The following is a 20821-nucleotide window of genomic DNA, read 5'->3' on the forward strand; positions in this document are numbered from 1 at the left end:
GACACGGGAGGAAACCGGACACGAACGAAGAGGGGTCCGTGCGGACGCGTCCGCACGGACCCCTCGACGGGACGTTAGACCAGGCCGGTCAGCCCGCCGCCTCGACGCTCTCACCGGGCGGCCTTCCGCTCACCCGTTCGGACTCAAGGGCGGTCTGCAGGATCACCACCGCGGCGGCCTGGTCGACCACCGAGCGGCCCTTCTTCGCCTTGACCCCCGAAGCGCGCAGCCCGTGGGTCGCGGTGACGGTCGTCATCCGCTCGTCCACCAGCCGCACCGGCACCGGGTAGAGCCGGTTGGCCAGCCGCGCGCAGTACGCGCGGACCTTCTCGGCCGCCGGGCCCTCCTTGCCGCTCAGCGAGCGCGGCAGCCCCACGATCACCTCGATCGCGTCGTACTCCTCGACGATCGCGGCGATCCTGGCCTGCGACTTCACCCCGGCGGGCACGGTCTCCACCGGCGTGGCGAGCACCCCGTCGGGGTCGCAGGACGCGACCCCGATCCGGGCGTCGCCGACGTCGACGGCGATCCGCCGGCCGCGACGAAAGGGCTTCGGCTCCTGCTCGATCATCAGGAGGCGCGCTCCGCGACCAGGCCGCGCACCGCGGCGACGGCCTCGCCGATCGCCGCCGGGTTGGTGCCGCCGCCCTGGGCGACGTCGTCCTTGCCGCCACCGCCGCCGCCGAGGGTCTTGGCGGCGGTCCGGACCAGCTCGCCGGCCTTGATGCCGCGGCCGCGGGCGTCCTCGTTGGTGGCGATCACGGTCAGCGGGCGGTCGTTCGCCACGGTGAACGCGGCGACCACGGCCGGGCGCGAGCCGAGGCGGCCGCGCACGTCCAGCACCAGCTTGCGCAGCTCGTCCGCGCCCACGCCGTCGGCGACCTGGGCGGCGACCACGGCGATGCCGTGGACGTCCTCGGCCGAGTCGGCCAGGCCCGCCGCGGCGGCCAGCACCTTCTCGGCGCGGAAGCGCTCGATCTCCTTCTCGGCGTCCTTGAGCTTGGCGAGCATGCCCGAGATCTTCTCCGGCAGCTCCTCCGGACGGCCCTTGACCAGCTCGGTCAGCTGGGCGACCACGGTGTGCTCACGGGCCAGGAACTTGTACGCGTCGACGCCGACCAGCGCCTCCACCCGGCGCACGCCGGAGCCGATCGAGGACTCGCCGAGCAGCTTCACCAGGCCCAGCTGGGCGGTGTTGCCGACGTGCGTGCCACCGCACAGCTCCTTGGAGAAGTCGCCGATGGTGACGACGCGCACCTCGTCGCCGTACTTCTCGCCGAACATCGCGATGGCGCCGGCCTTGCGGGCCTGGTCCATCGTCATGACCTCGGCGGTGACCTCCAGCTCGCGGCCCAGCACGTCGTTGATCTTCTGCTCGACGTCGACCAGCACGCTGCCCGGGACGGCCGCGGGCGAGCCGAAGTCGAAGCGGAAGCGGCCGGGGGCGTTCTCCGAACCGGCCTGGGCGGCGGTCGGGCCGAGCGCGTCGCGCAGCGCCTGGTGGGTCAGGTGGGTGGCCGAGTGGGCCCGGGCGATCGCCCGGCGGCGGTCGGTGTCGATCGTGGCGTACGCCGAGGCGCCGAGCACGACCTCGCCGAACAGCACGCCGCCGGAGTGCACGACCACGCCCGGGACGGGCTGCTGCACGTCGCGGATCTCCACCACCGCGCCGGACTCCAGCCGGATCCGGCCCTGGTCGGCGAGCTGGCCGCCGCCCTCGGCGTAGAACGGGGTGCGGTCGAGGATGATCTCGACCTCGTCGCCCTCCGAGGCGGCCGGCGCCGGAACGCCGTCCACCAGCAGGCCGACCACGGTGGCCTCGCCCTCGGTCAGGGTGTAGCCGGTGAAGACGCTGGCGCCGGACTTGTCGGCGACCTCGCGGTACGCGGCGACGTCGGCGTGGCCCATCTTCTTCGCCTTGGCGTCCGCCTTGGCGCGGTCCCGCTGCTCCTGCATCAGGCGGCGGAAGCCGGCCTCGTCCACCTGCAGGCCCTGCTCCTCGGCCATCTCCAGGGTGAGGTCGATCGGGAAGCCGTAGGTGTCGTGCAGCTTGAACGCCTGGTCGCCGGAGAGGACGACGCCGCCGGACTGCTTGGTCTCGGTGACCGCCGCGTCCAGCAGGTTGGTGCCGGCCTTCAGCGTCTGCAGGAAGGCCGCCTCCTCGCCGACGACGACCGTCTCGATGCGCTTGCGGTCGCTCTCCAGCTCCGGGTACTGCGGAGCCATCGCCTTGATGGCGATGTCGATGAGCTCCTTGGCCACCGGCTCGGTGGCGCCCAGCAGGCGCATGTTGCGGATGGCGCGGCGCAGGATGCGGCGCAGCACGTAGCCGCGGCCCTCGTTGCCGGGGGTGACACCGTCGCCGACCAGCATCAGCGCGGTGCGGATGTGGTCGGTGACCACGCGCAGCGACACGTCCGACTTGTGGTCGGCGCCGTAGGCGTGGCCGGTGAGCTCGGCGGCGCGGTCGAGGATCATCCGGCTGGTGTCGATCTCGAAGAGGTTGTCGACGCCCTGCAGGATCGCGGCGAGGCGCTCCAGGCCGAGACCGGTGTCGATGTTCTTGCTCGGCAGGTCGCCGAGGATCTCGAAGCCGTCCTTGCCGTCGCCGTGGCCGCGCTCGTACTGCATGAAGACCAGGTTCCAGATCTCCAGGTAGCGCTCGCCGTTGACCGCCGGGCCGCCCTCCTCGCCGTACGCGGGGCCGCGGTCGTAGTTGATCTCCGAGCACGGGCCGCACGGGCCGGGGACGCCCATCGACCAGAAGTTGTCCTTCATGCCCAGGCGCTGGATGCGCTCCGAGGGCACGCCGATGACGTCACGCCAGATCTGCTCGGCCTCGTCGTCGTCCTTGTAGACGGTGATCCAGAGCTTCTCCTTCTCCAGGCCGTAGCCGCCGTCCGCGACGGGAGTGGTGAGCAGCTCCCACGCGAACTTGATGGCCCCTTCCTTGAAGTAGTCGCCGAAGGAGAAGTTGCCGCACATCTGGAAGAAGGAGCCGTGCCGGGTGGTCTTCCCGACCTCCTCGATGTCCAGCGTGCGCACGCACTTCTGGACGCTGGTGGCGCGCGAGAACTGCGGCTTGACCTCGCCCAGGAAGTAGGGCTTGAACGGCACCATGCCGGCGTTGACGAGCAGCAGGGTGGGGTCGTCGGCGACCAGGGACGCCGACGGAACGACGGTGTGGCCGCGCTCCTCGAAGAAGCGCAGCCAGCGGCGGCGGATCTCAGCCGACTCCATTAGTGGTCCTTCCGGTTGGTGCCGCCCCGCGGCAGGGCTCGGCGGGGCGTTTCATCGATGGTCTGGGGGGTGGTGCGGATGCTGTCGGACGGGGGCAGGGCGGCGGCCGGGCGACCGGGCGCCGCCGAGATAGCTCGGTACTGCGGCTCGCCCGAGAGGGGCAGCGCGGAGCGCTTCCCAAGAAGGGTGGCGGCGGGCGACGGGCGGGCCCGGCGGGTGCGCCGGGGCTCCACCACGGCGGTGCCGCGCAGGCCCAGGTCGTCCTTCAGCTGCTCCTCGCGCTCGGCCATGCCGGCCCGCACGTCCAGCGCGAACTGCTTGGCCGCGTCGCCCAGGTGCAGCGCACCGCGCGCGGCGGTGCCGGAGAGGCTTTCGGGGGTGAGCCGCTGGGCCGCCTCGTTGGCCTTCTTCATGACCCAGACGGTGGCGCCGGCGCCGACCGCCATCCAGAAGATGCGTGCCATGCCGTCAGCCCCTCACCGCTCGCCGGACCCGGGAGAGCAGGCCGCCGCGGGGCGCCGTGGCGGCGCGCACCTCGGCCCGGATCAGCCGGGCCAGCTCCTCGCGCTCGCCGCTCTGCAGCGGCACGTTCGGCAGCCCGCCGCCCTGCTGCTTGGCGACCGCCTTGCGGACGCCGTAGCTGAACGCCGCGACCTTCACCAGCGGCCCGCCGAGGGTGGCGGCCACGGTGGAGGACAGCGCGTTGGCGTTGGCGGCGGCGTCCTGCACGTTGGCGGTGATCTCGTCCACCCGTTCCAGCTGCTGGTTGGCGCTGCGCACCGCGGCGCCCGCCTCGGACAGCAGCGGGACGGCCTGCTCGGTGACGGCGGAGACCAGGACGGCGGCCTCCTTCAGCACCCGGGAGAGGCGGACCAGCACGACGGCGAGCAGGGTGACCAGGACCGCCCAGAACACGGCGACGAGCAATCCGGCCAGCTCTCCCACGGACACCTTTGCGCGCTCCCTCGCCTTGCACGTATTCAGAAGGAACCCTATCGCGCCCGCGCCCGGAATCCGGACCGGGCCGTTCGCCCCCGCCGATCCGGTCGGGTGTGCGATCCCCGCGCGTAACCTACCGGCCGGTCACCTCGTTCTGCCAGGCGGGCCGACAGCACGGACGGCCCGGACGCACGTCCGGACCGCAGCGGTCCGGGCCGAGGAACGACGGGGAGCAGGGCGTGGCCGGCGACTGGACAGCACAGCCCGCGGCGCAGCCGCGCGAGCCGGAGCCCGGCCGGCTGCCGGCCGAGGTGACCGGCTTCGTCGGGCGGCAGCGCGAACTGACCGAGCTGGCGGCCCTGTTGGCCGCCGCCCGGCTGGTGACGGTGACCGGCCCGGGCGGGGTGGGCAAGAGCCGGCTGGCGCTGCGCGCGGCGGCCCGGGCGGCCGGCGCCTTCCCGGACGGCACCTGGCTGGTCGAGGTGGCCCCGGTGCAGGACCCGCTGCTGCTCGGCCACGCCGTCCTGGAGGCGCTGCGGCTGACCGACTGCACCGCCCGCCCGCCGGTGGACGTGCTGGCCGAGCGACTGGCCGGCCGCCGCCTGCTGCTGGTGCTGGACGGCTGCGAGCACCTGGTGGAGGCCTGCGCCGAGCTGGCGGACACCCTGCTGCGGGCCCTGCCCGGCCTGCGGGTGCTGACCACCAGCCGCTCGGTGCTGCGGGCCTCGGGCGAGCACCTGCTGACCCTGGCACCGCTGCCGGTCGGCGCCCTGCCGGGGCAGCGCCCGGGCCCGGGCGTGCTGCCGGACGCGGTGCGGCTGTTCGCCGACCGGGCCCGGGCGGTGCTGCCGTCCTTCGAGGTCACCGAGGCCAACGCGGAGGCGGTCGGCCTGCTCTGCCGCCGGCTGGACGGCATCCCGCTGGCCGTGGAGCTGGCGGCCGGGCGGCTGCGCGCGCTGTCGGTGGAGCAGATCACCGCGCGGCTGGACGACCGGTTCCGGCTGCTCACCGGCGGCTCCCGGACAGCACTGCCCCGGCACCAGACGCTGCGCACCACGATCGGCTGGAGTCACGAGCTCTGCACGGTGCAGGAACGTTTACTCTGGGCCCGCCTGTCGGTCTTCGCCGGGAGTTTCGACCTGGAGGCCGCCGAGTACGTCTGCGCCGGCGAGGGCATCGAACCCGAGGACGTGCTCGACCTGCTGGACGAACTCGTCGCCAAGTCCGTCCTGCTGCGCGAGGACAGCCCCTTCGGCGTCCGCTTCCGGCTGCTGGACACCCTGCGCGAGTACGGCGGCCACTGGCTGCGCGCGGCCGGCGAGGAGCAGCGGCTGCTGCGCCGCCACCGGGACTGGTACCTGGGCGTCGCCACCTGGGGCGAGGTCGAGTGGTTCGGCCCGCGCCAGGCGGAGACCGCCGAACGCACCCAGCTCGCCCACACCAACCTGCGCGCCGCGCTGGAGTTCTGCCTGTCCGAGCCCGGCGAGGAGCAGATCGCCCTGCTGCTGGCCGGCACCCTCTGGTTCTTCTGGGTCGGCTGCGGCCACCTCGGCGAGGGCCGGCACTGGCTGGACCGCGCGCTGGCGCTGGACCGCGAACCCACCGAGGCCCGTGCCAAGGCGCTGTGGGTGACCGGCTACATGGCCACCCTCCAGGGCGACCTCACGGCCGCCCGCCCGGCCCTGGAGGAGTGCCGCCGCCAGGCGCTGGACACCGGCGACGACCGGGCGCTCGCCTACGCCGTCCACCGCCAGGGCTGCGCGGCGCTGATCGGCGACGAGCCGGAGCGCGCCGCCGAGCTCTTCGAGGAGGCGCTCTGGCACTACCGGACGATCGGCGAGCTCAACAGCAACGTCGTGATGGCCATGATCGAGCTGGGCCTCGCCTACCTGTTCCAGGGCGACCTCGACAGCGGCGAGCTCTGGTTCGGCCAGGCCCGCGAGGTCTGCGAGGAGCACGGCGAGCAGTGGGCGTACGCGTACGTGCTGTACGCGTCGGCGTACTCGCACTTCCTGGACGGCGCGATCCAGCCCGCCCGCGCCCTGGCCCGGGAGTGCGTACGGCTGAACCACCAGTTCCGCGACCTGCTCGGCATCGTGCTGGGGATCGACCTGCTGGCGCTGCTGGAGACCGAGCCGGCCGGGCCGGGCGAGCCCGCCGACCTGTGCGAGGCCCGGGTGCTGCAGGGCGCCGCGCACCGGATCTGGCGCACGGTCGGCACGCCCTTCCTGGGCTCGCGCTCGTTCTTCGGCACCCACCAGGAGTGCGCCGAGCGGGCCCGGGCCGGGCTCACCCAGCAGGCCTTCGACGACTGCTACCGGGCCGGCGCCCGGCTGGACCTGGACGCCGCGGTCTCCCGGGCACTGGACGGCGGCGGCTCGCCGGAGGGCCCGGAGCCCGGCCCCGGCCCCTGCTCGGTGCCGCCCGCACCGGCGCCCGCGCCCGTCCCGAACAGCTGAGGTCCCGAACAGCTGAGGTCCCGAACAGCTGAGGGGGCGGCCCGGAATAGCCGAAGCTTGCCGATTGCTTGAGGAGGCAAGCAACCACCCGGAAGGAGCACCATGGCCGTCCACGACGAGTACCGCCGCGCGGCGTTCTACTTCGACTCCAAGGCGTACGCCGACGCCGCCCGCCTGTTCGAAGGCGTCCTGGCGGAGGAGCCGGCCAACCTCTCGGTCCGGCTGATGCTCGCCCGCAGCTACTACCACTCCGCCCAACTCGGCCGCGCCGAGGCCGAGTTGCACCGGATCCTGGAGGCCGACCCGGCCGAGGACTACGCCCGGCTGATGCTCGGCCGCACCCTGGAGCGCCAGGGCCGCGCCGAGGAGGCCCGCCCGCACCTGCGGCTGGCCGCCGCGATGACCGGCGAGGACGTCTGAGCGGAAAGCAGTGCGGAAAGCGGAACGGAAAACGGAGCGGAAAAGGGGCGAGCCCCCGCCACCTCGGAAGGTGGCGGGGGCTCGCTCCCGGTCCCGCGCAGTGCGGAACCGCTCGCGGGTCAGCGCGAGTAGTACTCGACGACCAGCTGCTCGTCGCAGATCACCGGGATCTCCTTGCGCTGCGGCGCACGGTCCAGGCGGAAGGCCAGGGCCTTCAGGTTGACCTCGAGGTACTTCGGGGTCTGGCCCTCACCCGCGTAGCCACCCTCACGGGCGACCTGGAACGGGACCTTCTCCTTGCTGCGCTCGCGGACGGTCACCACGAAGCCCGGCTTCATCTGGAACGACGGCTTGTTGACCTTGCCACCGTTGACCTCGATGTGGCCGTGGACGACCATCTGACGGGCCTGGTAGATGGTGCGGGCAATGCCCGAACGCAGCACCAGGGCGTCGAGGCGGGTCTCCAGCTCGGCGACGAGCGCCTCACCGGTCTTGCCCTCGGCCTTCTTCGCGCGGTCGAACGCGCGGGCCAGCTGCTTCTCGCTCAGGTCGTACTGGGCGCGAAGACGCTGCTTCTCGGTCAGACGGACCTTGTAGTCCGAGTTCTGCTTGCGACCACGGCCGTGCTGGCCGGGCGGGTACGGGCGGGCCTCGAAGTACTTGACGGACTTCGGGGTCAGCGGCACGCCGAGCGCACGCGCGATCTTGACCTTGGGGCGCTTCTGGTTCGCCATGAACCAAACCTTCCTCAGTTACGAATACGGCTTCACCAGGTGTTGACGGAGGTCGCATCTCGCGACCCGGAGAAAACCCCGCCGTCTGCGCGACGGGATCAGCCGCTCTCCGGAGCCGGGCACGAAAAGTGCTGGTCACACGGGCGGACCCGGAAAACCGGGCCGTCCGCGACACCGAAACGGTGCGCGACGCTCCTGGTGCGGACCTCCCGGAGGAGGTCTACGGCCATTGCCCCGCTGGTGCGGCCGGTCGGTGGGGTCTCCCCCGCCGCCGTCCCGGGACGTGGCACTCCGATCGAGTATACCGGCTGCTAGTCGGCCTTCTTCTCCGCCCTGCGCTCCCCGCGCAGCCGCCCGCGCGTCCACTCCACGGTGTCCGCGTACCGCACCTCGCCGCCGCGCCGGTTCGGCCGGTAGTACTCCTTGCCGTGCACCGCGTCCGGCGCGTACTGCTGCGTCGCGATGCCCTCGGGCAGGTCGTGCGGGTACTGGTAGCCGTGCCCGTGGCCGAGCTTGCCCGCGCCGCCGTAGTGCGCGTCCCGCAGGTGCGGCGGCACGGCGCCCGCCAGCCCCTGCCGGACGTCCGCCAGCGCCGCGTCGATCGCCAGGTAGGCCGAGTTGGACTTGGGCGCCAGGGCGAGCGCGATCGCCGCCTGGGACAGGATGATCCGCGCCTCCGGGAAGCCGATCAGGGCCACCGCCTGGGCCGCCGCCACCGCCGTCTGCAGCGCGCTCGGGTCCGCCAGGCCGACGTCCTCGCTGGCCGAGATCATCAGCCGGCGGGCGATGAACCGCGGGTCCTCCCCCGCCTCGATCATCCGGGCCAGGTAGTGCAGCGTCGCGTCGACGTCGCTGCCGCGGATCGACTTGATCAGCGCGCTGGCCACGTCGTAGTGCTGGTCGCCGTCCTTGTCGTAGCGCACCGCCGCCTGGTTCACGGCCGTCTCGGTGGTGGCCAGCGTGATGCTCGCCTCACCCTTCTCCAGCGCCGCCCCGGCCGCCGCCTCCAGCGTGGTGAGCGCCCGCCGGGCGTCCCCGCCGGCCAGCCGGACCAGGTGGTCCTCGGCCTCCGCGGTCAGCTCCAGCGCGCCCTCCAGGCCGCGCTCGTCGGCCACCGCGCGGCGCAGCAGCGCCCGGATGTCCTCGTCGGTCAGCGACTCCAGGGTCAGCAGCAGCGAGCGGGAGAGCAGCGGCGAGATCACCGAGAAGTACGGGTTCTCGGTGGTCGCCGCGATCAGCGTGACCCAGCGGTTCTCGACGGCCGGCAGCAGCGAGTCCTGCTGGGCCTTGGAGAAGCGGTGGATCTCGTCCAGGAACAGCACCGTCTCCCGGCCGGACATGCCGATCGCCCGCCGGGCGCCGTCGATCACCGCCCGGACCTCCTTGACCCCGGCGGTGATCGCGGACAGCTCGACGAAGCGGCCCTCCACGGCCTGGCTGATCACGTGCGCGAGCGTGGTCTTGCCGGTGCCGGGCGGCCCCCAGAGGATGACCGAGCTGGTGGCCGCCGGCCCGCGCGAGCTCGCGACCAGCCGGCGCAGCGGCGAGCCGGGCTTCAGCAGCTGCCGCTGCCCGGCGACCTCGTCCAGGGTGCGCGGGCGCATCCGCACGGCCAGCGGCGCCCGGCCGGGCTCCCGGCTCTGGCGTTCCTCGGCGGCGGCGGTGAAGAGGTCCGGTTCGTCCACACCGGAAGCCTATGCGAGGCCCCCGACACTACGGCGCGGGATGCTCGGGGCGGTCCAGCAGCACCACGTCGAACTCCTCCAGCGACCGCAGGGTCGCGCCGCTCTCGGCGATCGCCCGGGCCCGGGTGTCGGCGACCGGCCCGCGCGAGGCCACGAAGGTCTCCTGGTCCGCGAAGATCCCGCCCACCGAACCGCGCCCGCTGCCGCGGTCGACCAGCATGGCGGCGGTCACGAACCCGGCCATCTTCTCCAGCCCCGGCAGCGCGCGGTCCCGGAAGGCCTCGACCATCGCGTCGACCCTGGCCGGGTCGACGTCGAACCGCGTCAGCCGGAACCCGGCCCCCGGTCCGGCCGACCCGGGCGGAGCCGTCGCCACGGCCTCCCAGACATCGGTGGTCACGGTGCCGGCCAGCGGCGCCAGCAGCTCCCGGCGGCGCTCCCCCAGCGCCGCGTCGCTGGCGCGCTCGGCCTCCGCGGACTCCCACCACGAACCCATCGCGATCTTGCCGAGGGTCCGGTCGGCGAACAGCCCGTAGCCGCGGTAGCCGGGCTGGCCGGTCAGCAGCGCGAGCGCCTCGGTGCGGAGCCCGTCCAGGGTCTGCTCGATCCGGTCCGGATTCCCGGTGGCGTAGACGGTACGAACGAACATGAGCGCGCCTCCTGTGGACGCCCGGGCGCCACGCGGGGCCGTTCGTCGAGAAGCAGCGCCCGGAAGGCCCCGTCTACTCCAGTTTGGCAGCGTGGTCCGGAACGTACTTCTGGAGGTCCCGGGGCGGCCGCTGGTAGCCGCGCGGGGCCGGGCGCGGCGGCAGCTCGATCCTCGGCGGGGTGATCTCGTGGTACGGCACCGAGGAGAGCAGGTGGGCGATCATGTTGATCCGGGCCCGGCGCTTGTCGTCGCTCTCCACCACGTGCCAGGGCGAGTCCGGGACGTCGGTGTAGACGAACATCTCGTCCTTGGCCCGGGAGTAGTCCTCCCAGTGGTTGATCGACTCGACGTCCATCGGGGAGAGCTTCCAGCGCTTCATCGGGTCCTCCAGCCGCTCCCGGAAGCGCCGCTGCTGCTCGGTGTCGCTCACCGAGAACCAGTACTTGCGCAGCAGGATGCCGGCCTCGACGAGCATCCGCTCGAAGGTCGGGCACTGGTGCAGGAACTGCCAGTACTCCTCGTCGGTGCAGAAGCCCATGACCCGCTCGACGCCCGCCCGGTTGTACCAGCTGCGGTCGAACAGCACGATCTCGCCGGCCGCCGGCAGCTGCTCGACGTACCGCTGGAAGTACCACTGGGACTTCTGCCGCTCGGTCGGCGTCGGCAGCGCCGCGACCCGGGCGATCCGGGGGTTCAGGTACTCGGTGACCCGCTTGATCGCGCCGCCCTTGCCCGCCGCGTCCCGGCCCTCGAACACCACCACCAGCCGGGCGCCGGTGACCCGCACCCACTCCTGGAGCTTCACCAGCTCGTGCTGCAGCCGCAGCAGCTCCCGCTCGTACGGCTTCTTCGCCAACCGCTGCCGCTGCTCCTCGGCCACCCCGGGTCCTCCGTCCGCCTGTCCTGATGATCCCTCACCGTAGGCGCCGGCGGCCGACTTCGCAGGTCGGTGGGAGAGGTCGGTGGGAGAGGTCGGTGGGCCGGAGGTCCGGAGGCCGGGGCGGGGCCTCCGGGGGGGGAGCGGGGCCCGGTCGCGCACGCGCTTCGGCGGGCGGGGACTACACGCCGACGAACGGCTCCGGGTAGCGGCACAGGCCGCGCGGCCCGCCGTCGTACGCCGCCAGCGGCAGCGCCTGGAAGTACGCCTCCGGCACCTCGAACGGGCCGCTGACCTCGTGCCGCCCGGCCGGCGTGAAGCCGAACCGCCCGTAGTACTCCGGGTCGCCGAGGACGACCACCAGCTTCTCCCCCGCCTCCTCGGCCGCCGTCAGCGCGGCCCGGACGACGAGTTCGCCGACACCCCGGCGCTGCCACTCGGGCGCGACCGCGACCGGCGCGAGCGCCAGCGCGTCACCGGTCGTCGCGGCGTCGCCGACCCGCAGCCGGGTCAGCAGCGCGTGCCCGATCACCAGCCCGGCACCGTCCACGGCCACGATCGACAGACCGGGCAGCCAGGCGGGATCGCGGCGCAGCGCGTCCACCAGGTCCGCCTCGTCCGGGCCGGGGAACGCGGCCATGTGGACCCGTCTGGTCGCCGGGGCATCCCCCGGGTCTTCCACTCTCGTTGTGACCCGCATGGGTCAACCCTCCCTGTGTCGCACACCGTTGTGGACCGGCCCCGGACGGTGGGTGGACCGTCCGGGGCCGTTGCAGGTTAGCGGATGACGCGGCGTCAGCTCTCCGGCTGCGCCTCGGACTTGGCGTCCTCGCGCACCTTGGGCTTGGCGTCCACGCCGGCCTCGCGGCGCTGAGCCGGGGTGATCGGGGTCGGGGCGCCGGTCAGCGGGTCGCCGCCGGTGGACGTCTTCGGGAAGGCGATGACGTCCCGGATGGTGTCGTACCCGCCGAGCAGGGTGACGATGCGGTCCAGGCCGAAGGCGACGCCACCGTGCGGCGGCGGGCCGTAGTTGAAGGCGTCCAGCAGGAAGCCGAACTGCGAGGCCGCCTCCTCCTCGGAGAGGCCGATCGCGTCGAACGCCCGCTTCTGGACGTCCCGCTGGTGGATACGGATCGAACCGCCGCCCAGCTCCGAGCCGTTGAGGACCAGGTCGTAGGCGTTGGACAGGGCCGCGCCCGGGTCGGTGTCGAAGGTGTCCAGCGACTCCGGGGTCGGGGCGGTGAACGGGTGGTGCACCGCGTGCCAGCCCTGGAACTGGCCCTTGTCGTCCTCGATCGGCTCGAACATCGGGAAGTCGACGACCCAGAGGAAGGCCCACTGGGACTCGTCGATCAGCCCGCAGCGCTTGCCGATCTCCAGACGGGCGGCGCCCAGCAGCTCCTGCGAGGCGCGCTCCTTGCCGGCGGCGAAGAAGACGGCGTCGCCGTTCTTGGCGCCCGCGGCGGCGGCGAGGCCGGCCAGGTGCTCCTCGGAGAGGTTCTTGGCGACCGGGCCGCGCAGCTCGCCGGTCTCGGCGTCGATGAGCACGTAGGCGAGGCCCTTGGCGCCGCGCGCCTTGGCCCAGTCCTGCCAGGCGTCGAGCTGCTTGCGCGGCTGCGAGGCGCCGCCGGGCATGACCACGGCACCGACGTACGGGGCCTGGAAGACGCGGAACTCGGTGCCCTTGAAGTACTCGGTGAGGTCGGTGAGTTCCTGGCCGAAGCGGACGTCCGGCTTGTCGGAGCCGTAGCGGCCCATGGCGTCCGCGTAGGTCATCCGCGGCAGCGGGTTCGGGATCTCGTAGCCGTGGACCTCGCGCCAGATGGCGCCGACGATCTTCTCGCCGAGGGCCAGGATGTCCTCCTGGTCGACGAACGAGGCCTCGATGTCCAGCTGGGTGAACTCCGGCTGCCGGTCGGCGCGGAAGTCCTCGTCGCGGAAGCAGCGGGCGATCTGGTAGTAGCGCTCCATGCCGGCCACCATCAGCAGCTGCTTGAACAGCTGGGGCGACTGCGGCAGGGCGTACCAGTGGCCCGGCTGCAGGCGGACGGGCACCAGGAAGTCGCGGGCGCCCTCGGGGGTGGAGCGGGTGAGGTACGGCGTCTCGATGTCGAGGAAGTCGTTCTCCTCCATCACCCGGCGGATGATGTTGTTGACCTTGGAGCGCAGCCGCAGGCCCTTGGCCGGGCCCTCGCGGCGCAGGTCCAGGTAGCGGTAGCGCAGCCGGACCTCCTCGTTGACCGTGCCCGGCTCGTACTCGGCGACCGGGAAGGGCAGCGGGGCGGCCTCGGAGAGCACCTCGATCTCGCTGACGACGACCTCGACGGCACCGGTCGGGATGTCCGGGTTCTCGTTGCCCTCGGGGCGGACGCGGACGTCGCCGACGACCTTGACGCAGTACTCGGCGCGCAGGCCGTGGACGGAGTCGAGGTCGCGGACCACGATCTGCACGGTGCCGGAGGCGTCGCGCAGGTCGATGAAGGCGACGCCGCCGTGGTCGCGGCGGCGGGCGACCCAGCCGGCCAGGGTGACGGTGGTGTCTGCGTGCTCCGGGCGGAGCGTGCCCGCGTCGTGCGTGCGGATCACAGCTGCTTCTCCTTCAGGGTGGTGACGAGTGCGTCGAGGGCGACGGGGGTCTGCTCGCCGGTGTTCATGTCCTTGAGCTGGACGACGCCCTCGGCGAGGTCCCGGTCCCCGGCGATCAGGGCGAAGCGGGCGCCGGACCGGTCGGCGGACTTCATGGCGTTCTTGATGCTCTTGACGCCGAAGGCGAGGTCGGTGGCGACGCCGGCCCGGCGCAGCTCGACCACCTTGGCGAACAGGGTGTTCTTGGCCTCCTCGCCGAGCGCGACGGCGTAGACGGCGGTGGCGGCCGGCAGGTCGAGGGCGACGCCCTCGGCCTCCAGCGCGAGGAACGTGCGGTCGACGCCGAGGGCCCAGCCGACGGACGGCAGCGCGGGGCCGCCGATCATCTCGGACAGGCCGTCGTAGCGGCCGCCGCCGCCGATCGCGGACTGGGCGCCGAGGCCGTTGTGCACGAACTCGAAGGTGGTGCGGGTGTAGTAGTCCAGGCCGCGGACCAGCTTCGGGTCGTCGACGAAGGCCACGCCGTTGGCGGTGAGCAGCTCGCGCACCTTCTCGTCGTAGGCCTTGCAGTCCTCGCACAGGAAGTCGCGCAGCATCGGGGCGCCGACCAGCTGGTCCTGGACGTCCTTGCGCTTGTCGTCGAGGACGCGCAGCGGGTTGATCTCGGCGCGGCGGCGGGTCTCCTCGTCCAGGTCGAGGCCGGTGAGGAACTCGATCAGGGCGGCGCGGTAGACCGGGCGGCACTGCTTGTCGCCGAGGCTGTTGAGCAGCAGCGAGTAGTCGCTCAGCCCCAGCGAGCGGAAGGCGTCGTCGGCCAGGATGATCAGCTCGGCGTCCAGCGCCGGGTCCTCGGCGCCGATCGCCTCGGCGCCGACCTGGGAGAACTGGCGGTAGCGGCCCTTCTGGGCGCGCTCGTAGCGGTAGTACGAGCCGGAGTACCAGAGCTTGACCGGCAGGTTGCCCTGCTTGTGCAAGTTGGCCTGGAGGGCGGCGCGCAGCACCGAGGCGGTGCCCTCGGGGCGCAGCGCGAGCTCGTCGCCGCCCTTGGTGGTGAGGTTGTACATCTCCTTGGTGACGATGTCGGTGGACTCGCCGACGCCGCGGGAGAACAGCTTCACGTCCTCGAAGACCGGGGTCTCGATGTAGCCGTAGCCGGCCCGCCGGGCGGGGGCGGCGATGCGCTCGCGGATCGCCAGGAAGGTCGCGGAGCTGGGGGGCAGCAGGTCGTAGGTGCCCTTGGGGGCGGTGAAGGTGCTCAACTTCTCTATCCGTCACATTCCTCGTCGCGGGAAAGCCGGGGCGCCGGCCGCCCCCGCTGCCTGTCGGAGGTAGGGGTTGGCGGCGCGCTCGCGGCCGATGGTGGTCTGACCGCCGTGGCCGGAGAGGACCACGGTGGAATCGTCGAGGGGCAGGCACACCCGGGCCAGCGAGCGCATGATCGCGTCGCTGTCCCCGCCCGGGAGGTCGGTACGCCCGATGGAGCCGGCGAACAGCAGGTCGCCCGAGAACAGCACCGGGGGGAGGTCCTCGGCACCGGGCGTCCGGAAGGTCACCGACCCCCCGGTATGGCCCGGAGCGTGGTCCACGGTGAGCCGCAGGCCGGCCAGCTCCAGCACGGAGCCGTCGGTCAGTTCGCGCACGTCGTCCGGCTCGCCGACGGTGAGCTCGCCCATCAGCTGGGTGCCCAGGGAGCGGCCGAGCGCCTTCTCCGGGTCGGACATCATGTACCGGTCCTCGGGGTGGATCCAGGCCGGGACGCCACGGGCGCCGCAGACCGGGACCACCGAGGCGACGTGGTCGATGTGCCCGTGCGTGAGCAGCACGGCGACGGGCTTGAGCCCGTGCTCGCGGATCAGCTCCTCGACCCCGCGGGCCGCCTGGTGGCCCGGATCGACGATGACGCACTCCTCGCCCGCCGCGGGGGCGACCAGGTAGCAGTTGGTGCCCCAGGCTCCTGCGGGGAATCCGGCGATGAACACGCGCGTCCTCTGGTGATCTGGTCGGCGGCGGCTACGACGTGCAGCTACGCGTACGGGGTGTGGCTACGAAGATGTAAAGGCAGCCTACCGGCGGTTCGGGCCCGGTTGCGAACCAGATAGCGGTGCCGGGCCGGCGCCGCCTGACAGGTTCACCGCGTTCTTACGGGCCCGGTCCCTACACTTGGCCGCCGATGGATGCGATGATCCGGTTCGGAATCCATCCACTTCTTCCGCACATCCTCAGGAGACACGGCCGGTGGTCAGCAGCGAACAGCGGCGGCGGCAGCTCGCCCGCGAGAAGTACGAGCGCCAGATGGAGCGCCGCGCCACCGCGGTGGCCGCCCGCAGGCGTCGCAACACGATCCTGGGCGCCTCGCTCGCCGTCGTGGTGCTGGCCGGCGGTGGCGCGCTGGTGGGCAGCGGCGCGTTCAGCTCGGACAAGGACGACAAGAAGGACGTCTCCGCCGCCTCCACCCCGCAGTCCGCGCCGACCCAGCCGACCGAGCCGGCGATGCCGACCCGCAAGCCGGTCGAGGGCTGCACCGACCCGGCGCCGGGCGCCCCCAACGGCAAGCAGTGGAAGGCCGAGCCGGCCATGTCCGTCGACCAGGCCGCCTCGTACACGATGGCGCTGGACTCCAACTGCGGCAAGGTGACGATCGCGCTGGACGCGGCCAAGGCGCCGCACACCGTGAACTCCTTCAACTTCCTGGCCGGCGAGCACTTCTTCGACCACACCAAGTGCCACCGCCTGACCACCGACGGCATCTTCGTGCTGCAGTGCGGCGACCCGACCGCCAGTGCGACCGTCCCGGGCGGCACCGGCGGCCCCGGCTACCAGTTCAAGGACGAGAACCTGTCCGGCGCGACGTACCCGGCGGGCACCGTGGCGATGGCCAACTCCGGCCCGGACACCAACGGGAGCCAGTTCTTCCTGGTCTACAAGGACACCAAGCTGCCGCCGAGCTACATCCCGTTCGGCAAGATCACCGGCGGCCTGGACGTGGTGCAGAAGATCGCCGCCGCGGGCACCCTGGAGGGCGCTCCGGACGGCCACCCGATGGCCGATGTCACCTTCAACTCGGTTACCGTGTCGAAGGGTTGACCAACTCCGGGGCCGCCGGCGGCGGGTGGCGAGTCCGCCCCCGCCCGGCCCCGGCCCGAAATCGCCCGGCCCGGATGCGGACAGCACCGGGCCTGGTCGCCTATGTTGGCGTTGTGTAGGGTGCCCGGACCCGCCCAGCCGATCCACCCTCGGCAGCACAGTACGGCGGACGGGGACGGCGGACTCTTCGGTCCGCCGCACATCAACTGTGGACGACGGACGCGCGCCGCCCCGGCGCGGGCGCGACGTCATGTGGAGGACGCGCTATGAGCAGCGACCCGTGGGGCCGTGTCGACGAGCAGGGCACGGTCTACGTCAGGACGGCGGACGGCGAACGCGTCGTCGGTTCCTGGCAGGCCGGCTCGCCCGAGGAGGCCCTGGCCTACTTCGAGCGCAAGTACCAGGGCATCGAGGTGGAGATCGGCCTGCTGGAGAAGCGGGTGCGCACCACCGACCTGGCCGCCAAGGACGCCCAGACCGCGCTGGAGCACCTGCGCGCGCAGGTCACCGAGGGGCACGCGGTCGGCGACCTGGACGCCCTGGCCAAGCGGCTGGACACCCTCGCCGCCGACATCGAGAGCCGGCGCGAGGAGCGCAAGGCGGCCCGCGCCAAGGCGCAGGACGAGACCCGCGCCGCCAAGGAGGCCCTGGTCTCGGAGGCCGAGCAGCTCGCCGAGTCCACCCAGTGGCGGGAGGCCGGGGACCGGCTGCGCGCGCTGGTGGACACCTGGAAGGGCCTGCCCCGGCTGGACCGCAAGAGCGACGACGAGCTGTGGCACCGCTTCTCGCACGCCCGCTCGGTCTTCTCCAAGCACCGCAAGGGGCACTTCGCCGCCCTGGACGCCGACCGCGAGCAGGCCCGGCAGACCAAGGAGGCGCTGGTCGCCGAGGCCGAGGCGCTGTCCTCGTCCACCGAGTGGGGCAGCACCGCGGCCGCCTACCGCGACCTGATGGCGCGCTGGAAGGCCGCCGGCCGGGCCCAGCGGGACATCGAGGACGAGCTGTGGGCGCGGTTCCGCGGCGCGCAGGACGTCTTCTTCCAGGCCCGTTCCGCGGTGTTCAGCGAGCGGGACGCCGAGCAGGTGGAGAACCAGAAGCTCAAGGAGGCGCTGGCCGTCGAGGCCGAGGCGATCCTGCCGATCACCGACCTGAAGGCCGCCAAGGCCGCGCTGCGCGAGGTCAACGAGCGCTGGGAGGCGATCGGGCACGTGCCGCGCGACGTCCGTCCGAAGCTGGACGGCCGGCTGAACGCGGTCGAGCGGGCCATCCGCGAGGCCGAGGACGCCGAGTGGAAGCGCTCCAACCCGGAGGCCAAGGCCCGCGCGGCCGGCATGGTGGGCCTGTTCCAGGCGAAGGCCGACAAGATCCAGGCCGACCTGGACAAGGCCCGCGCGGCGGGCAACGCCTCCAAGGTCGCCAAGCTGGAGTCCGAGCTGGCCGGTGTGCAGACCCTGCTGGAGCAGGCGCACCGCAGCCAGGAGGAGTTCAGCGGCTGATCCGGTGAGCCGATGAACGCCGAAAGGCCCCCGGAGTGCTCCCCCGGGGGCCTTTCGGCGTTCCCGCGCTACTTGCGGGCCGAGGTCACGCGGTAGACGTCGTACACGCCCTCGACGCCGCGCACCGCCTTGAGCACGTGGCCCAGGTGCTTCGGGTCGCCCATCTCGAAGGTGAAGCGGCTCATCGCCACCCGGTCCCGGGAGGTCTGGACCGCCGCCGACAGGATGTTGACGTGCTGGTCGGAGAGCACCCGGGTGACGTCCGAGAGCAGGCGGGAGCGGTCCAGCGCCTCGACCTGGATAGCCACCAGGAAGACCGAGGACTGGGTGGCCGCCCACTCGACCTCGATGATCCGCTCCGGCTGCTGGCTCAGCGCCTCGACGTTGACGCAGTCGGCGCGGTGCACCGAGACGCCGTTGCCGCGGGTGACGAAGCCGACGATCGGGTCGCCCGGCACCGGGGTGCAGCAGCGGGACAGCTTGACCCAGACGTCCTCGACGCCCTTGACGATCACGCCCGGGTCGCCCTTGGCCCGGCGGCGCACGGCCCGGCGGTTGTCGTGCGTCGGGGTGGCGGTCTCCGCCAGGTCCTCGGTCGCGCCCTCCTCGCCGCCGAGCGCCTGGACCAGCTTCTGGACGATGTTCTGCGCGGCGACGTGCCCCTCGCCGATCGCGGCGTAGAGCGAGGAGATGTCGGGGTAGCGCATCTCGTGGGCCAGGGTGACCAGCGAGTCCCCGGTGAGGATCCGCTGGATCGGCAGGCCCTGCTTGCGCATCGCCCGGACGATCGCCTCCTTGCCGTGCTCGATCGCCTCCTCGCGGCGCTCCTTGGAGAACCAGGCGCGGATCTTGTTGCGGGCGCGCGGCGACTTGACGAAGCCCAGCCAGTCCCGGGACGGCCCGGCGTTCTCCGCCTTGGAGGTGAACACCTCGACGGTGTCGCCGTTCTCCAGGGTCGACTCCAGCGGCACCAGCCGCCCGTTCACCCGGGCCCCTATGGTCCGGTAGCCGACCTCGGTGTGCACCGCGAAGGCGAAGTCGACCGGCGTGGCGCCGGCCGGCAGGGCTATCACGTCGCCCTTGGGGGTGAAGACGAAGACCTCGTTGCTGGCCAGGTCGAAGCGCAGCGACTCCAGGAACTCGCCCGGGTCGGCGGTCTCCTTCTGCCAGTCCAGCAGCTGCCGCAGCCAGGCCATCTCGTTGACGGCGCCGGCCTTGTCGTCCTTGCGGGTCTGGGTCGGGGTGTCGGTGCGGACCTTGGAGGCGCCGGCCACCGCGCGCTGCTTGTACTTCCAGTGCGCGGCGATGCCGTACTCGGCCCGCCGGTGCATGTCGAAGGTGCGGATCTGCAGTTCGACGGGCTTGCCGCCGGGCCCGATCACCGTCGTGTGCAGCGACTGGTACATGTTGAACTTGGGCATCGCGATGTAGTCCTTGAACCGCCCCGGCACCGGGTTCCACCGCGCGTGGATGGTGCCCAGCGCCGCGTAGCAGTCGCGGACGGTGTCGACCAGGACCCGGATGCCCACCAGGTCGTAGATCTCGGCGAAGTCCCGGCCCCGGACGATCATCTTCTGGTAGACCGAGTAGTAGTGCTTCGGCCGGCCGGTGACGGAGGCGGTGATCCGGGCGCCGCGCAGGTCCGCCTGGACCTGGTCGATGACGGTCGCCAGGTACTCGTCCCGCTTGGGGGCGCGCTCGGCGACCAGCCGGACGATCTCGTCGTACATCTTGGGGTAGAGGATCGCGAAGGCGAGGTCCTCCAGCTCCCACTTGATGGTGTTCATGCCCAGCCGGTGCGCCAGCGGGGCGTAGATCTCCAGCGTCTCGCGGGCCTTCTTCTCCTGCTTCTCCCGCTTGAGGTAGCGCATCGTGCGCATGTTGTGCAGGCGGTCGGCGAGCTTGATCACCAGGACCCGCGGGTCCTTGGCCATCGCCACGACCATCTTGCGGACGGTCTCCGCCTGCGCGGCCTCGCCGAACTTGACCCGGTCGAGCTTGGTGACGCCGTCGACCAGCAGGGCCACCGAGTCGCCGAAGTCCTTGCGCAGGGTCTCCAGGCCGTAGTCGGTGTCCTCGACGGTGTCGTGCAGCAGCCCGGCCATCAGGGTCGGGGCGTCCATGCCGAGCTCGGCCAGGATCGTCGCGACGGCCAGCGGGTGGGTGATGTACGGGTCGCCGCTCTTGCGCTTCTGCCCCCGGTGCCACTTCTCGGCGACGGCGTAGGCCCGCTCGATGTCGCGCAGCAGCGCCGGGTCGGCCTTGGGGTCGTTCGCCCGGATCGAGCGGAACAGCGGCTCCAGGACGGGGTTGAGCACGCTGGAGCGCTGGCCGCCGAGGCGGGCCAGCCGGGCGCGCATGCCGCCGGTGGAACCGCGGCCGGAGGGGCCGAGCGAGCGCGGGGAGGTCGGCGCCGGACGTGCCGGGGTGGCCCCCGAGGGCGTGGGACGGTCTTCGGGGGCGGCCGCTGCGGCCGTGGGCACAACCTCGTCGGGCAAGGACACTCCTCGGGGCACCGGGGCCTACCCCTGCCGGGGCCCGAGCGGGCGGGTGCACCGGGAGGGGATGAATCTTCATGGTACCGAGCCGGGCGCCCCGCCGTTCATCCGGCCGGGCCCGGAAACGGAAGGACGGCGGTCGGATGATCCGACC

17 protein-coding genes are annotated in these 20821 nt (G+C 72.5%); 4 read left to right on the plus strand and 13 right to left on the minus strand.

The window, feature by feature from the left end:
- Positions 1 to 88: 88 nt before the first annotated feature.
- Genes ruvX through VM95_RS25165 form a run of 4 tightly spaced genes read right to left on the minus strand, consistent with a single transcriptional unit; the run spans position 89 to position 4191 of the window.
- A complete protein-coding gene (gene ruvX, locus VM95_RS25150) occupies positions 89 to 571 on the minus strand; it encodes a Holliday junction resolvase RuvX (protein WP_045700512.1) in 483 nt (160 codons plus the stop codon).
- On the minus strand, positions 571 to 3240 hold the full coding sequence (gene alaS, locus VM95_RS25155; protein ID WP_045700515.1) for an alanine--tRNA ligase: 2670 nt from the start codon (positions 3238 to 3240) through the stop codon (positions 571 to 573). The genes ruvX and alaS overlap by 1 nt, the downstream gene beginning before the upstream one ends.
- Positions 3240 to 3704 carry a DUF6167 family protein gene (locus tag VM95_RS39075; RefSeq protein WP_052707559.1) on the minus strand — a complete coding sequence of 155 codons (465 nt, stop codon included), beginning with the start codon at positions 3702 to 3704 and terminating at the stop codon, positions 3240 to 3242. The genes alaS and VM95_RS39075 overlap by 1 nt, the downstream gene beginning before the upstream one ends.
- Before the next feature lie 4 nt (positions 3705 to 3708).
- Complete coding sequence (locus VM95_RS25165) at positions 3709 to 4191, minus strand: DUF948 domain-containing protein (RefSeq protein ID WP_045700517.1); 483 nt, start codon at positions 4189 to 4191, stop codon at positions 3709 to 3711.
- A 227-nt stretch (positions 4192 to 4418) separates the two neighbouring features.
- Here VM95_RS25165 and VM95_RS25170 point away from each other — a divergent pair, with 227 nt between their 5' ends.
- Both VM95_RS25170 and VM95_RS25175 read left to right on the plus strand, forming a co-directional pair.
- On the plus strand, positions 4419 to 6638 hold the full coding sequence (locus tag VM95_RS25170; RefSeq protein ID WP_045700519.1) for an ATP-binding protein: 2220 nt from the start codon (positions 4419 to 4421) through the stop codon (positions 6636 to 6638).
- Positions 6639 to 6740: 102 nt separating this feature from the next.
- Positions 6741 to 7058, plus strand: coding sequence for a tetratricopeptide repeat protein (locus VM95_RS25175; RefSeq protein WP_045700521.1), 318 nt, complete (start codon positions 6741 to 6743; stop codon positions 7056 to 7058).
- A gap of 119 nt (positions 7059 to 7177) precedes the next feature.
- Here the strand turns inward: VM95_RS25175 and rpsD are convergent, their stop codons facing one another.
- The 8 genes from rpsD to VM95_RS25215 all read right to left on the minus strand — a co-directional run bounded on the left by rpsD (position 7178) and on the right by VM95_RS25215 (position 15568).
- The gene (rpsD, locus tag VM95_RS25180; protein WP_045700524.1) at positions 7178 to 7792 is read right to left on the minus strand and encodes a 30S ribosomal protein S4; all 615 of its coding nucleotides are present in this window, start codon (positions 7790 to 7792) and stop codon (positions 7178 to 7180) included.
- A gap of 311 nt (positions 7793 to 8103) precedes the next feature.
- On the minus strand, positions 8104 to 9477 hold the full coding sequence (locus VM95_RS25185) for a replication-associated recombination protein A (RefSeq protein ID WP_045700526.1): 1374 nt from the start codon (positions 9475 to 9477) through the stop codon (positions 8104 to 8106).
- A gap of 28 nt (positions 9478 to 9505) precedes the next feature.
- Complete coding sequence (locus VM95_RS25190; RefSeq protein WP_045700528.1) at positions 9506 to 10126, minus strand: hypothetical protein; 621 nt, start codon at positions 10124 to 10126, stop codon at positions 9506 to 9508.
- 73 nt (positions 10127 to 10199) lie between these two features.
- Positions 10200 to 11006 carry a polyphosphate kinase 2 gene (ppk2, locus tag VM95_RS25195; RefSeq protein WP_045700530.1) on the minus strand — a complete coding sequence of 269 codons (807 nt, stop codon included), beginning with the start codon at positions 11004 to 11006 and terminating at the stop codon, positions 10200 to 10202.
- Between the two features lie 178 nt (positions 11007 to 11184).
- On the minus strand, positions 11185 to 11703 hold the full coding sequence (locus VM95_RS25200) for a GNAT family N-acetyltransferase (RefSeq protein ID WP_045700532.1): 519 nt from the start codon (positions 11701 to 11703) through the stop codon (positions 11185 to 11187).
- 95 nt (positions 11704 to 11798) lie between these two features.
- Positions 11799 to 13589: an aspartate--tRNA ligase gene (gene aspS, locus VM95_RS25205; protein WP_045700534.1), complete on the minus strand. Its 1791-nt coding sequence runs from the start codon at positions 13587 to 13589 to the stop codon at positions 11799 to 11801.
- The gene (gene hisS / locus VM95_RS25210; RefSeq protein ID WP_045700536.1) at positions 13586 to 14848 is read right to left on the minus strand and encodes a histidine--tRNA ligase; all 1263 of its coding nucleotides are present in this window, start codon (positions 14846 to 14848) and stop codon (positions 13586 to 13588) included. Before hisS ends, aspS begins: the two co-directional genes overlap by 4 nt.
- 12 nt (positions 14849 to 14860) lie before the next feature.
- Positions 14861 to 15568, minus strand: coding sequence for an MBL fold metallo-hydrolase (locus VM95_RS25215; RefSeq protein ID WP_045700538.1), 708 nt, complete (start codon positions 15566 to 15568; stop codon positions 14861 to 14863).
- Between the two features lie 256 nt (positions 15569 to 15824).
- On the opposite strand from VM95_RS25215, the gene VM95_RS25220 reads away from it, so the two are divergent.
- Together VM95_RS25220 and VM95_RS25225 are read left to right on the plus strand one after the other, a co-directional pair.
- Positions 15825 to 16673, plus strand: coding sequence for a peptidylprolyl isomerase (locus VM95_RS25220; RefSeq protein ID WP_045700540.1), 849 nt, complete (start codon positions 15825 to 15827; stop codon positions 16671 to 16673).
- A 266-nt stretch (positions 16674 to 16939) separates the two neighbouring features.
- Positions 16940 to 18169, plus strand: a complete 1230-nt coding sequence (locus tag VM95_RS25225) for a DUF349 domain-containing protein (RefSeq protein ID WP_045700543.1) — start codon at positions 16940 to 16942, stop codon at positions 18167 to 18169.
- Between the two features lie 68 nt (positions 18170 to 18237).
- Here the strand turns inward: VM95_RS25225 and VM95_RS25230 are convergent, their stop codons facing one another.
- Entirely contained in the window at positions 18238 to 20667 is a 2430-nt protein-coding gene (locus tag VM95_RS25230) for a RelA/SpoT family protein (protein ID WP_107073079.1), read from the minus strand.
- Between the last annotated feature and the right edge of the window lie 154 nt (positions 20668 to 20821).

This window comes from Streptomyces rubellomurinus, from assembly GCF_000961885.1.
Lineage (GTDB): Bacteria > Actinomycetota > Actinomycetes > Streptomycetales > Streptomycetaceae > Kitasatospora > Kitasatospora rubellomurina.

Bases quoted from the DNA above. Each gene is read 5' to 3' on its own strand.
- alaS (WP_045700515.1), bottom strand. From the start codon at position 3,240: ATGGAGTCGGCTGAGATCCGCCGCCGCTGGCTGCGCTTCTTCGAGGAG.
- VM95_RS25200 (WP_045700532.1), bottom strand. From the start codon at position 11,703: ATGCGGGTCACAACGAGAGTGGAAGACCCGGGGGATGCCCCGGCGACC.
- VM95_RS39075 (WP_052707559.1), bottom strand. From the start codon at position 3,704: ATGGCACGCATCTTCTGGATGGCGGTCGGCGCCGGCGCCACCGTCTGG.
- ruvX (WP_045700512.1), bottom strand. From the start codon at position 571: ATGATCGAGCAGGAGCCGAAGCCCTTTCGTCGCGGCCGGCGGATCGCC.
- VM95_RS25175 (WP_045700521.1), top strand. From the start codon at position 6,741: ATGGCCGTCCACGACGAGTACCGCCGCGCGGCGTTCTACTTCGACTCC.
- VM95_RS25190 (WP_045700528.1), bottom strand. From the start codon at position 10,126: ATGTTCGTTCGTACCGTCTACGCCACCGGGAATCCGGACCGGATCGAG.
- rpsD (WP_045700524.1), bottom strand. From the start codon at position 7,792: ATGGCGAACCAGAAGCGCCCCAAGGTCAAGATCGCGCGTGCGCTCGGC.
- VM95_RS25225 (WP_045700543.1), top strand. From the start codon at position 16,940: ATGAGCAGCGACCCGTGGGGCCGTGTCGACGAGCAGGGCACGGTCTAC.